The organism is Salinimonas sediminis, assembly GCF_003429285.1.
GTDB classification, from domain to species: Bacteria; Pseudomonadota; Gammaproteobacteria; order Enterobacterales; family Alteromonadaceae; genus Alteromonas; species Alteromonas indica.
The window spans coordinates 1,764,143-1,776,147 of the sequence record NZ_CP031769.1; the positions used below are offsets into that span (position 1 = coordinate 1,764,143).

Below are 12,005 nucleotides of genomic sequence, written 5' to 3' on the forward strand. Positions count from 1 at the left end.
ATATATGTCTGAACTTAACGCTAAGGTTGCGTTAGTGACCGGCGCGAGCCGGGGCATTGGCAAAGCGATTGCCGAGCAATTGGCTAGCCAGGGCGCAACGGTTTATGGCACCGCCACCAGTCAGGCAGGTGCCGACGCTATAAGTGAATATCTCCAAGCCAGTGGCGGCAAAGGGTTATGTTTAAACGTGACCGACAAAGACGCTATTGATGCGGTGCTCAGTCAAATTAAAGAACAAAGCGGTGGTGTGGATATTTTGGTCAATAATGCCGGTATCACCCGCGATAATCTGCTAATGAGAATGAAAGATGACGAATGGCAGGATATAATAGATACTAACCTGACGGCGATTTTCAACTTGTCGAAAGCCGTTTTACGGGGCATGATGAAGAAAAAGCACGGACGCATTGTTAATGTGGGCTCTGTGGTTGGCTGCTCTGGTAATGCAGGACAGGCTAATTATGCAGCAGCTAAAGCAGGCGTAATCGGGTTTAGTAAGTCATTGGCACGGGAAGTAGCATCCCGGGGCATTACAGTAAATGTAGTGGCACCAGGCTTTATTGACACCGATATGACCAAATCGTTAACAGATGATCAGCGGGAAGCTATCTTCAAAGACATTCCCGCCAATCGTTTGGGCCGTCCGCAGGAAATTGCCAGTACAGTGGCCTTCCTGACCAGTGATGGCGCTGCTTACATCACCGGTGAAACCATTCATGTAAATGGTGGTATGTATATGAGCTAAAAGCGTTATAATACGCTTTTGGATCCTCACCAGGTGGTGTTAAACTACCTTGTATGTTAAAAAATTGTTTAATAGACTTTGGTTCGTTGCTGGTTAGACCAGGAAATTTGTTAGTACTGGTGCTTGCAAGCGTAGGTCTTGCAAAATAAACTAGCGGCACTTTTTATATCTAGTTACGTTAAGGGAAACCTAGAATTATGAGTAACATCGAAGAACGCGTTAAAAAGATCATCATCGAACAGCTTGGCGTGAAAGAAGAAGAAGTAAAACCGGAAGCCTCTTTCGTTGACGACCTGGGCGCGGATTCACTTGACACTGTAGAGCTGGTTATGGCTCTGGAAGAAGAATTCGACACTGAAATTCCAGATGAAGAAGCAGAGAAAATCACTACAGTTCAATCTGCTGTTGACTACATCAACGCGAACAAAGACGCGTAAGCATCTGACTTAATAAAACGGCTCCTCTTGAGCCGTTTTCTGTTTTTCCTACCTTAGTTCCAATGCGAGGGCTTTTTGTGACAAAACGTCGCGTAGTGGTTACTGGTCTTGGCATGTTATCTCCTTTGGCGCAATCGGTTGATGAAACCTGGCGTCGAGTGCTATCTGGCGAAAGCGGGATAGGCGAGATTACACTTTTTGACTGCAGTAACTATTCGACTCGTTTTGCCGGTCAGGTTGATAATTTTGACCCGCAAGAGTACATCGATAAAAAAGAAGCAAAGAAGATGGACCGGTTTATTCAGCTAGGTATTGCGGCTGGTAAACAGGCCTTGGCGGATTCTGGTTTGAATATTAGCGCAGCCAACGCCCACCGGGTTGGTGTTGCGATAGGTTCAGGTATTGGCGGTCTGGAACAGATCGAACAGAATCACACCAAATTGCTCAATAGCGGGCCTAAACGGGTATCGCCGTTTTTTGTGCCATCCACGATTACTAATATGATCTCTGGTTTTCTTTCTATAATGGAAGGATTAAAGGGGCCAAACCTGAACGTGGTGACCGCCTGTACCACCGGAGTACATAACTTAGGTATAGCTGCACGGACTATCGCTTATGGCGATGCCGACGCAATGTTAGCCGGGGGCGCGGAAGCGTCTATTACGCCGTTGGGTATAGCCGGGTTCGCTTCGGCCAGAGCATTGTCCGCTCGCAATGATAACCCACAGGCTGCTAGCCGACCGTGGGATGCAGATCGGGACGGGTTTGTTATGGGCGAAGGGGCTGGCGTGGTCATGCTTGAAGAGTATGAAGCGGCTAAAGCGCGTGGTGCAACAATTTATGGCGAGCTGATTGGCTTTGGCATGAGTGGTGACGCATACCATATGACCTCACCGCCAGAAGATGGAGAGGGCGCAGCAGCGGCAATGGAGAATGCCATTAACGATGCGAAAATTGATAAAACCGACATTGGTTATATCAATGCTCACGGTACATCTACACCGGCCGGTGACAAAGCAGAAGTAGCGGCGGTTAAACGCGTGTTCGGCGATCATGCCTACAATGTAATGGTGAGCTCGACGAAGTCGATGACGGGCCATTTATTGGGAGCAGCAGGTTCGGTAGAAGCGATTTTTACCATTTTGGCGTTACGCGACAAAATGGCTCCGCCGACTATCAACCTGGACAATCCGGGCGAGGGTTGCGATTTAGATTTTGTCGCGCATAAAGCTAAAGCGTTCGATTCGCCCTATGCCCTATGTAATTCATTTGGGTTTGGTGGTACTAACGGATCGCTTATCTTTAAACGCCTTTAGGGGCGTAACGATAGCATTATAAAAAAGCAGCTCTGATGTGAGCTGCTTTTTTTATGCCCATACAACCGGCGTGCGCCTATGCCATATGGCGACCTGTTGGTATACTTGACCGCCTAACGTGCATCATGGAGGGTAACCGGGTGAGCGAATTCGCCATAAACGACAGAGTGGCTAACTACGGGGACGGGCTATTCACCACAATGGCAGTACGACAGGGCCGTATTGCGCTGTTTAGCCGACATGTAAAGCGTTTGTGTGACAATGCTGAGCGTCTGGCGATCCCCATCGACCGCACCACGCTCATTACGCAATTGCGACAAGCAGCCCTTCGGTGTGACACGGGGACACTGAAGTTATTAATTAGCGCCGGGGTTGGCGGACGCGGTTATGCCCGGACTCAAGACAGTGGGGCAGGCTTTCATTTTTCTTTTCATCAGCCGCCGTCACAGTATGCAGACTGGCGCCAGAACGGCATAAGCATCGGTGTGAGTGAGATCAGGTTGGGGCACCAACCTGTATTGGCTGGGCTTAAACACACTAATCGGCTTGAGCAGGTTCTTATTAAAAATACCATGCCCAGTAACGTTGATGATGTAGTGGTGTGCGATACTGAGCAATGCATAGTTGAAGCCAGCGCTGCCAACCTGTTTTGGCGGGTCGGGAAGACCTGGTATACCGCCGATTTAGCGCTAAGTGGCGTAGCCGGCGTAATGCGAGAATTTGTGCTTGAACAATTAGCGGCGCAGGGGCTTCGTTGTGAAGTAGGCCGGTATCATATAGCGGGGCTGACCAATGCTAACGCCATGTGTGTAACAAACGCGCTGATGCAGGTTGTACCGGTGCATACCTGGTGGTATTCCTCCCAACGTTATCCATTTAATATTGCGCCAGTGCAGCAGCTGGCCGATGTTTGTCAATCAGCATATCAGAGTGAATATGACGATAATTAAAACCAGCCTGGCAGGCTTATTCTTATTAGTTGTGATAGCAGTGTCAGGGGCGGTCTATTTCAAGCACCAGATAAGCAACCCACTCAACGTTTCCGAGCCGACCCTGTTGGTAATACCGAAAGGCACCACCGGCCATGGCGCCCTTAGCCTGCTGCAAAATAGTGGCTTCACCGACATCGATACGCTTAGCGGTAAACTATGGTTGAAATTTTTTGCCCATGGCGGCCATGTCAAAGCCGGTACTTACCAGCTAACCGGGCAAATGACCTTAACCGATGCATTTTGGATGTTTTCCCAAGGTGCTGAGTATCAGTTTTCGGTGAGTTTGATTGATGGGTTAACGCTGCAACAATGGGAAACGATACTGGCAAATCATCCGCACATTAATAATGATTTGTCTGCGCAGGTCACTGCCGACTTACTGGCGCAATGGCCCTGGCAACCAGAAGATGGCCTGGCCTCTTTGGAAGGGTTATTTTTGGCCGATACCTATCACTTCACCGCAAATACCCGGGCGTCTACGATATTGCGGCGCGCCATGCATTCGATGCAGGAATTTTTAGCGGCGCAATGGGAGGGCCGCACGGTGGGCCTGCCATTGGCGTCGCCTTATGAAGCGCTCATTTTAGCCTCAATTATCGAAAAGGAAACGGCGGTTGGCGCAGAACGCGCGCGCATTGCCGGAGTCTTTGTTAATCGGCTCGAGCAAAATATGCGTCTGCAAACCGATCCCACGGTTATTTACGGTATCGGCGCTACCTTTGATGGCAATATTACGCGACGTCATTTACGCGAAAAAACCGCTTATAATACTTATGTCATTCGTGGGCTTCCGCCCACCCCCATCGCCATGGCGGGGCGGCCTGCTATCAAAGCGGCGTTGAATCCAGCGCTGACCGACGAGTTGTATTTTGTGGCTAAAGGTGATGGCTCTCACCAATTTTCGCAAACGCTTGAAGAACATAATCAGGCAGTGCGAAAATATCAGCTTAATTAATAGGGTAATGTGGTAATGCGCGGTAAATTTATTGTGGTCGAGGGGCTGGAAGGCGCCGGTAAAAGTTCTGTGATTGAGCTTATAGTCAGCCTATTGCAGGGGGCGGGGCATACTTGTCAAACCACCCGGGAGCCAGGTGGCACCCCAATGGCTGAAGCAATACGCGAGTGTGTGAAGCAACCTTGGGAGGAGACCGTAGCGCAGGAGACTGAGCTAATGCTGATGTATGCCGCGCGGCGGCAGCTTATGGTAAACCGTATACTGCCGGCGTTAGACGCTGGCCAGTGGGTAGTAGGCGACCGTCACGAGCTGTCTTCTTTGGCTTACCAGGGGGGCGGACGACAAATAGACGCCGATACCATGCAAACCTTAAGCGAAATTACCCTGCAAGGGTTTCGTCCAGACCTTACGCTGTATCTCGATGTTGACCCTGCAACGGGTTTAGCACGGGCCCGGGGGAGGGGTGAGCTGGACCGGATAGAGCTATCCGGCCTCGACTTTTTTACCCGTACCCGCGAGCGTTATCTAGCACTCGCTGCCGCTGATGACAGTATTGTCACGGTAGACGCCATGCAGCCTATGGCACACGTTCACGAGTGCATTACTCACCATCTAATGGCGTTTATTGCATGTCCGTAGTACCTTGGTTTGCTACCCGCTATAGCCGTTTGCTTGCTCGCCTGCAAAGCCGTCGCTTGCATCATGGATTATTGCTTACCGGGCCGCCCGGTATAGGCAAGTATCAATTCGCCCGGTTACTGGCAAAATCAGCGTTGTGTAAAGCACTTACGCCGCAAGGGTATTGCTCGGCCTGTCAGTCGTGTTTATTGTTTGATGCAGGTAACCATCCCGACATGGCTGAACTGGTAAGCGATAAACAATTGGGAGTGGATGCCATCCGTGGGGGCATTGCCAAGCTCCATGCTACCGCTCAGCTTAATGGCAATAAGGTATTGGTAATCCCGCAGGCACATAGAATGACTGAGCCGGCTGCCAATGCGCTATTGAAAACACTTGAAGAACCCACAGATAATACCTTTCTGGTGTTAATTACCGACCGCCCGCAACAATTGCTGGCCACGATAGTAAGCCGCTGCGAAAAGCACGTAATGCCACCCCCTGATACTGAGCAGGCGTTAGGCTGGTTACGGGAGCAGGGAGTGGATGATGCCACCCCCGCACTATTACATGCTTATGGCGCCGCGCCGTTTACTTTATTACAGGCTCTACGCGAAGAAACAGGTATTGCTTATCGCACGTTTCGCGAAGGACTGGATACATTGTTAGCCGGCGGCAATGATGCCGTAACACTGGCCACGCAGTGGCAAGATAGTGCGCCAAGTATCGTCGGCTGGCTGCAGCAATATGCCCATGAACAATGTGTACAGTATCCGAACGCTTCGTCATTTAGTTTATTTGAAGCATGTACGCAGGCGAATCGGATGTTACAGAACCCGGGCGTGAATAAAGTTATGATCCTCAGTTGTTTATTAGCCGAAATAAAGCAATCTGTGTAGGGTCGTCTTTACCCCAATAGTTTAAATAGAGGTTATTTTGTTTGTAGATTCCCATTGTCATCTCGATCGATTAAAAATGGATGACACACAATTAGCGCAAACGCTTGATTTTGCCCGTAATCGTGGTGTGGAGCATTTTTTGTGTGTCAGCGTTTCAGTAAAAGATTTTGACGCCATGTATGAAAAAGTTCGCCACTATGATGATGTGTCGGTAAGTTGTGGTGTACATCCGCTTCACCAGGAAGATGCCTGCTCGTATGAAGCATTATTGCAAAAAGCAGCTAAACCAGAAGTGGTAGCGATTGGTGAAACCGGGCTCGACTATTTTTATAGTGCAGAAACAAAAGATGTTCAATTACAGTCTTTTATTGATCATATAAAGGTTGCTAATGCGTTAAACAAGCCGCTTATTATTCATACTCGTGGTGCGCGTGAAGACACCCTTGCATTGTTACGGGAGCACAAAGCCCCCGCTACAAACGGTGTCTTGCACTGTTTCACCGAATCACTCGAAATGGCGCAAGCCGCTATTGAGATGGACTTTTATATCTCTATTTCTGGCATTGTGACGTTTAATTCTGCTCAGGAGCTGCGCGAGGTGGTGAAAGCCGTGCCGCTGGATCGTTTACTTATTGAGACCGACTCTCCCTGGCTGGCCCCGGTGCCTCATCGCGGTAAGCAAAACCAGCCTGGTTATGTGGTAGAGGTCGCCGAATTTATCGCGCAACTTAAAAACATCACCGTAGCCGAGTTAGCCCAGGCCACCACCGCAAACTTTTATCGGCTGTTTAGCCAAATCCCGGCTAAACATAAGGAGTAAAGTAATGCCCGGCTGGAACCAGCGCTTAACGAAAAGCCTCCATCAAAGCAAAAGCCAACCAGAAAGCCGTTACTTTCAATTGGCCACCCTCACTGATGATTTGGTGCCGGCAAATCGCACGGTAGTATTTCGGTACTTGGAAGAGGCGAGCTATTCCCTGGTGGTGGTATCTGACACCCGTTCAGCAAAATGGCAGGAACTTGCTTTACAGCCCAATGCCTCGGTGTGCTGGTATTTTTCTAAAACCAGGGAGCAGTACCGGTTTGTCGTGAAGGGTGAGGGGTTTACGGTTGATAGCGACCCCGCGTTAATCCACAAGCAATGGAGTAAGCTGTCTGATGCCGGGCGTAAACAGTATTTCTGGGGGCAGCCTGCCAATCCTCGGGCTAGTGATGCACCGCTTCGGGTAACTAGCGATATGAGTGAAGCCCCTGAGCATTTTTGTGTATTGAAGTTGAAAATCCAGTCGGTAGATTATTTATCTTTGCAAGGGAACCCCCAGTACCGCGAAAAACACTGGTTAGATGGTAACGGGGACTGGGTTTCTCAACCTATTATTCCCTGACCCCGAAGCGCAAACTCGTTTATTTAAGCCAGCAGGTGCAAAAAAGCGTATAGCATATCAGCCGTGCGGCTTGTGAATATTATACATCTCTAGCAGCTGCCGATATGCTATCCCGACGCCCCCATCCATTACCGGCAACCGCCCTGATGATGACATAGCAGACGCTAATCAGGCTGTGTTATCCCAATGTCTTAGCATGTGTTGCGCATATCCCAGACGTAGCTTACCTTGCTAGGCATCGCTAAATCAGCGGCAGAATTCATCTTGTCAGATTGGATACAAGGGTAAGGGCATACGGCTGTTAGCTTCCTAAGCCCTTTGTGTGGCCCTGAAATTGGGTATTACAAAGCTGTTAGCGCAGGGTACTGAGTGTCTGCGTGTTTCCACTTTCAGCCCAGGTCCGCAATGCTAAGGCCTGATTTTTACCCAACACTCAGCTAGCCTAAAACCTATTACAAAAATTGCACTGCTGGCTGGTAAGGTGAGAGGTAAAGCAAGCTTTAACCGCAACGTTTTATCTATGGTATGAAACGTTGCGGTAATTCAAAAGCGGCAACAACCAGCGGCATTGTTAATAGGCACTTGTGAAGCGTAATTTACTTACACTGAAGCACAGCCAAACGTGCTTTACACTGCCTGATCGCCATCTGGCACTGCGATGTTAAGCATAAAGCGCGTCATTCTAGAATAGACAACCGAAGGGTAGAGGAAGGGTGCTGTACCTGTTTTATATGATATCAAGGTAGCGTCAAGCTAGTGCTCATGCTCACAGCACAATAGATAGCACCTTACGGATATCTGTCAGCAGGATGCTGGTATCACTACTTGGTTTTTTTAACACTCCCTTTATCTGTTCTTTCCTCTCTCTTCTTTTTCTTCCGTTCATTTTTATCGGTGACGATTTTAATTGCTTCTTCTTTAGTTAAATGCGGATGTTTAGCGATGAGTTCGCTAACCTTGTCATCAAATTTTGTCATTGGTAATCCCGTGTATGTTGGTTTTTGGATTTAGGTAGTTTTTAGCATCTTATGGCAGTGAGTAGGTACCGCTGTTATTGACGTAATGGTGAAGCCGATAAGAGCATATACCCAAAAGGGCAAATATAGGCCAATAAAGGATAGCTACGAACGCGGATGTAGGCATTTCTATATGCTCGAAGATACAAGATTTAATTTCCTGAAGCGAGTTGAATTTTCCTTCAAGTATCTATTTAGTTATTATATGGTTAAAAACAACGCAATTAGCGCGATGTTCCTCCCGTTCTGTGGCTGGCAGGTAGGCAACATACTGCCCTGGCCGCTTTTATCAATGCGGGTGCTAAACCTGGCATGTAACGCCCAGCAAACGTATGGTTACACAATTAGTGCTTATGTTGTGCAAGCAAAAACATTACAGCTCATGATCCATTATATAAAACAGTTAATAAAGTAAGATTATATTAATGGATGGCCGGATAGGCGGAACAGTGACTTTTGACGCGTTGAAGAAGTAATGTTTTACGGTTGAATTTCACCGCCACTTGCCGCTGCAGCTTAACTCCAATATAGTGTGCTCTATAGTATTCGATACCAGGCTTCAAGCTATCGCGAGGTAATAGAGACGATGAGGCGAGTAATCCCACTATAACACCAAAATTAACCTCCTAGTTTATCTTCCTATCTTATCCTTCTGTTTTGTCCCGTGACCTTTCCCCCCGATATAAAATGTTACATTCTATTTTCTATTTAATAGCGCTAGATAGGCATGTAAAGTGATATGTTTACTGGTAATTTCACAAGGAGGATAAAAATGAAATTTAAGTCAACCCTAATCGCTTTATCTGTTGCATCTAGTGGAATGGCCTCTGCCAATGTAAATAACGCTAATTTTGACTTTTTTGAAGCCGGCTTTATTGATATGTCACTTAAGCAGAATGCATTCAATCTTGAGCCAAATGGCTACCGGATAGCCGCTTCTAAACGCTTTCAAAACCTATTTGCGTCAATACAAAAAACGCAAACCATGGATAGCCAGCTTAATAAGCAGTTCAGTGATGAGGAAACCTTTTCAAATTCAGTCAATACCCGAGCTGAAGTGGATATTGAACAGCTACAACTTACGGCGGGCTACATTTTCGATATTTCCGATACGCAAACCTTTGATATCAGTATTTCTTACTCTGATGTAACTGAAGAGCACAAGCATCGTACAGACCAGGTTATTGTTTACGCGGATGAAAAACCAGCCAACGTAATTACCGATATTGGCATTAGTGAATTTGATATCGACGTGTACGCAATCAATGCTCGTTACATGTATTACTATGAAAATATACAGCTGAAAGTAAATGTTGGAGGGCAACGGCTAGAAGCATCTGATGAAGATGAAAGTGCATTCGTGTATGGTGCTGAGCTTGGCTATTATTTTACTGAATCATTTTCAATATCCGTGAGCTATCAGGATTTTGATCGTTACGATACTACGGGCGCAAATGTACGCTATCATTTTTAAATACTAACTATTTTATCAAGCCGCCTTATTATGGCCGCCTTATTTTGAAAGCGCGGCTTTTTTATTTGCCAGCGCTAGCAAATTGATTAATTATTATTACTAATATCGATTAATTTGGTCCAAAGACAATGGCTTAATAGATCTGGTTTTATTTATAGTAATATTTATTTCCTTTTATTTCTTTTTTTCAAAATTTACCCGTTGGCTTTATTCTGGTAAAGGCTAACGCGATAGCGTGCAAAGTGCTAAAATTTCGCCCTTCACTGGCAGGCAAAAAATCGTGTTCGGCTCGAATTATACAGCCAGACGGATCTGTCGATTAGCTGTGTGTTGCGTTTTTTGGCGAGAGGGCTGGGCGAAACCAGTAGGGCTATGCTGACAACAGTCTTTTAGATGCCCAAAAGTATATCGATAAGTATGCGTTCCCAAAAAGGTTTACCATACTGAAGCCTGGGGATTTTAAGCGTAGGCGTGGAATTGTTACGATAAACGTTATTGCAGAACCTCCCAGCGCTCGGTTTATAACCGTTCCCAATTGGTGGGGCTGGCTATCCGCAGGCCACGCCGCACATGCTTTTTGACCAAGCGCTATCTATTGTTACCGGTTTACAGGAAAAAAAGTACGTTGAAAATAAGATGTTTGGAAGAGCACGATAGTAAAGACCTTCATGAAATCTATAGTTTTACCTCAATATGTGAAAATACCTCTCAGTTACCCTTTCTAAGCGCAACTGATATTTCCCGTATATTCACAGGCACAGAACAATACACATTAGTATCTGTCATTGAAGGAAGAGTAATAGGGCACGTGACGTTTTTCTTGACCAACAAAATTCGAAACAGACATAGCGCCTCTGTTGCTATAGCCGTTCACCCGGATAGTCATGGTAAAGGGGTGGGAAGAGCGTTGATGAACGAAGCCCTTAACCAAGCTGATAATTGGCTTAATTTGGTAAGGGTAGAGCTTGAAGTGCACGCAGATAACCTCTCGGCCGTTTCACTTTATGAAAAAGCAGGCTTTGAAGTAGAAGGCAGAAAGCGTTTGAGTACTTTTAAAAATGGTCGTTACATTGATATGCTCATAATGTCTCGCCTTCATCCGCATTTCTGTGGGCCCACATAATAAGCGCATTCATTGGTAGCCGTTCGCTGAAACATAACCCTATGCCAGAAACGGTGTTGCGGCGGTTCACTCACATTTCACGGCGCCCAGGCGACGCTGGGCACACAAAATAAAAGCAAAAGAGCAATGCAAGGCCAAAAAAGTAATGTGATAGAAAATGCTTTTATTGCTTATCTGGCCAAAGCCGCTTCTGTTCTGTTCACGTTTATAATCATAATGTGTTTTGGCATGCGCTAAAATGCCGAAGAAAATTACTTTTCTGTAAGTCCTTTTCTATGGATGTATTTAAGCCGCCTTTCATTTCTTTCTCTGCTGTTTGTCAGATCGCTATATTTTCACCTTACCTGGGTGAGGTGTAAAACCATAACACATCATAAACTCATGCTTTGTTCTGTCAGGGTTACGTCATAACCCGACGCACCGCTTAACCCTGTTTGTATATGATGTAGCCCTTTCTTAAAATAGAGAGGATAGAAAAGGCCTGATAGTTTTTTTCATAATATTTTACGCTAATTAGTACATAGCCCATGGCGGGTTAAAAAGCGCAGAAGGCTAACTATTTGTTGCGCAGGGGTTATGTTATAAAGCTCATTATCCTCTATGCATGCCTGTTTCAGATTGGATTCAATTAATTGCCACGCATCAGTCAATACAAAGCGTAAATAGGGCGGTAATTGGCAGCTGAACGCGCTGGCTATCGGTGCAGGGCATTATGTTTGCGAGGAGAGATCACCGGTAAAGCGATAAAAAGCCTATACTCTTGCAAGCCTAATAACAAACAATATACCCAGTTCTGTAGCTTCTTATTTCGTGTCGTCCTATGTTAATCGAATTTATGGCTGGCGTTTTTAACCGTTAACTTACCGGGTGATGTGAGGATTGACGATAAACGTGCTGAGTCTCACTTTGGAAGCAAAGGGAATACCAGGTAAATTTCTCGGCCCCGCCAATGTTGGTGAAGTTGTGCTATACCATAGCTGACTAAGCAGGAGATGCACCTTATTCACACCTATTCGTAACATTCGCACTTATTTGTAACGCACGA

At 46.5% G+C, this 12,005-nt stretch carries 12 protein-coding genes; 11 read left to right on the plus strand and 1 reads right to left on the minus strand.

Going from position 1 to position 12,005, the window contains the following annotated elements:
* Nucleotides 1–4 precede the first annotated feature (4 nt).
* From fabG to D0Y50_RS07985, 9 genes are all read left to right on the plus strand, one after another.
* Complete coding sequence (fabG, locus tag D0Y50_RS07945; protein WP_108566147.1) at nucleotides 5–745, plus strand: 3-oxoacyl-ACP reductase FabG; 741 nt, start codon at nucleotides 5–7, stop codon at nucleotides 743–745.
* Between the two features lie 197 nt (nucleotides 746–942).
* Nucleotides 943–1,182, plus strand: a complete 240-nt coding sequence (gene acpP, locus D0Y50_RS07950) for an acyl carrier protein (RefSeq protein WP_108566146.1) — start codon at nucleotides 943–945, stop codon at nucleotides 1,180–1,182.
* 77 nt (nucleotides 1,183–1,259) lie between these two features.
* Nucleotides 1,260–2,498 carry a beta-ketoacyl-ACP synthase II gene (gene fabF, locus D0Y50_RS07955; RefSeq protein WP_108566372.1) on the plus strand — a complete coding sequence of 413 codons (1,239 nt, stop codon included), beginning with the start codon at nucleotides 1,260–1,262 and terminating at the stop codon, nucleotides 2,496–2,498.
* 140 nt (nucleotides 2,499–2,638) lie between these two features.
* Nucleotides 2,639–3,448, plus strand: coding sequence for an aminodeoxychorismate lyase (pabC, locus tag D0Y50_RS07960; RefSeq protein WP_170145469.1), 810 nt, complete (start codon nucleotides 2,639–2,641; stop codon nucleotides 3,446–3,448).
* The gene (mltG, locus tag D0Y50_RS07965; protein ID WP_108566371.1) at nucleotides 3,435–4,445 is read left to right on the plus strand and encodes an endolytic transglycosylase MltG; all 1,011 of its coding nucleotides are present in this window, start codon (nucleotides 3,435–3,437) and stop codon (nucleotides 4,443–4,445) included. Before pabC ends, mltG begins: the two co-directional genes overlap by 14 nt.
* 15 nt (nucleotides 4,446–4,460) lie before the next feature.
* The gene (tmk, locus tag D0Y50_RS07970) at nucleotides 4,461–5,084 is read left to right on the plus strand and encodes a dTMP kinase (protein ID WP_108566144.1); all 624 of its coding nucleotides are present in this window, start codon (nucleotides 4,461–4,463) and stop codon (nucleotides 5,082–5,084) included.
* On the plus strand, nucleotides 5,075–5,962 hold the full coding sequence (gene holB, locus D0Y50_RS07975; RefSeq protein WP_108566143.1) for a DNA polymerase III subunit delta': 888 nt from the start codon (nucleotides 5,075–5,077) through the stop codon (nucleotides 5,960–5,962). The genes tmk and holB overlap by 10 nt, the downstream gene beginning before the upstream one ends.
* A 37-nt stretch (nucleotides 5,963–5,999) precedes the next feature.
* Nucleotides 6,000–6,782, plus strand: a complete 783-nt coding sequence (locus tag D0Y50_RS07980; protein WP_108566142.1) for a TatD family hydrolase — start codon at nucleotides 6,000–6,002, stop codon at nucleotides 6,780–6,782.
* A 4-nt stretch (nucleotides 6,783–6,786) separates the two neighbouring features.
* Entirely contained in the window at nucleotides 6,787–7,347 is a 561-nt protein-coding gene (locus tag D0Y50_RS07985) for a pyridoxamine 5'-phosphate oxidase family protein (RefSeq protein WP_108566141.1), read from the plus strand.
* Nucleotides 7,348–8,168: 821 nt separating this feature from the next.
* On the opposite strand, the gene D0Y50_RS19505 is transcribed toward D0Y50_RS07985, so the two are convergent.
* Nucleotides 8,169–8,324: a hypothetical protein gene (locus tag D0Y50_RS19505; protein ID WP_170145470.1), complete on the minus strand. Its 156-nt coding sequence runs from the start codon at nucleotides 8,322–8,324 to the stop codon at nucleotides 8,169–8,171.
* 811 nt (nucleotides 8,325–9,135) lie between these two features.
* Between D0Y50_RS19505 and D0Y50_RS07995 the strand changes: the two genes are divergently transcribed.
* Together D0Y50_RS07995 and D0Y50_RS08000 are read left to right on the plus strand one after the other, a co-directional pair.
* Entirely contained in the window at nucleotides 9,136–9,837 is a 702-nt protein-coding gene (locus D0Y50_RS07995) for a hypothetical protein (RefSeq protein ID WP_117316335.1), read from the plus strand.
* Nucleotides 9,838–10,477: 640 nt separating this feature from the next.
* Nucleotides 10,478–10,960, plus strand: coding sequence for a GNAT family N-acetyltransferase (locus tag D0Y50_RS08000; protein ID WP_232366486.1), 483 nt, complete (start codon nucleotides 10,478–10,480; stop codon nucleotides 10,958–10,960).
* Nucleotides 10,961–12,005 lie beyond the last annotated feature (1,045 nt).

Excerpts from the sequence above, each read along its gene's own strand:
- fabG (WP_108566147.1), top strand. The coding sequence starts at position 5 with ATGTCTGAACTTAACGCTAAGGTTGCGTTAGTGACCGGCGCGAGCCGG.
- acpP (WP_108566146.1), top strand. The coding sequence starts at position 943 with ATGAGTAACATCGAAGAACGCGTTAAAAAGATCATCATCGAACAGCTT.
- mltG (WP_108566371.1), top strand. The coding sequence starts at position 3,435 with ATGACGATAATTAAAACCAGCCTGGCAGGCTTATTCTTATTAGTTGTG.
- tmk (WP_108566144.1), top strand. The coding sequence starts at position 4,461 with ATGCGCGGTAAATTTATTGTGGTCGAGGGGCTGGAAGGCGCCGGTAAA.
- holB (WP_108566143.1), top strand. The coding sequence starts at position 5,075 with ATGTCCGTAGTACCTTGGTTTGCTACCCGCTATAGCCGTTTGCTTGCT.
- D0Y50_RS07985 (WP_108566141.1), top strand. The coding sequence starts at position 6,787 with ATGCCCGGCTGGAACCAGCGCTTAACGAAAAGCCTCCATCAAAGCAAA.
- D0Y50_RS19505 (WP_170145470.1), bottom strand. The coding sequence starts at position 8,324 with ATGACAAAATTTGATGACAAGGTTAGCGAACTCATCGCTAAACATCCG.
- D0Y50_RS07995 (WP_117316335.1), top strand. The coding sequence starts at position 9,136 with ATGAAATTTAAGTCAACCCTAATCGCTTTATCTGTTGCATCTAGTGGA.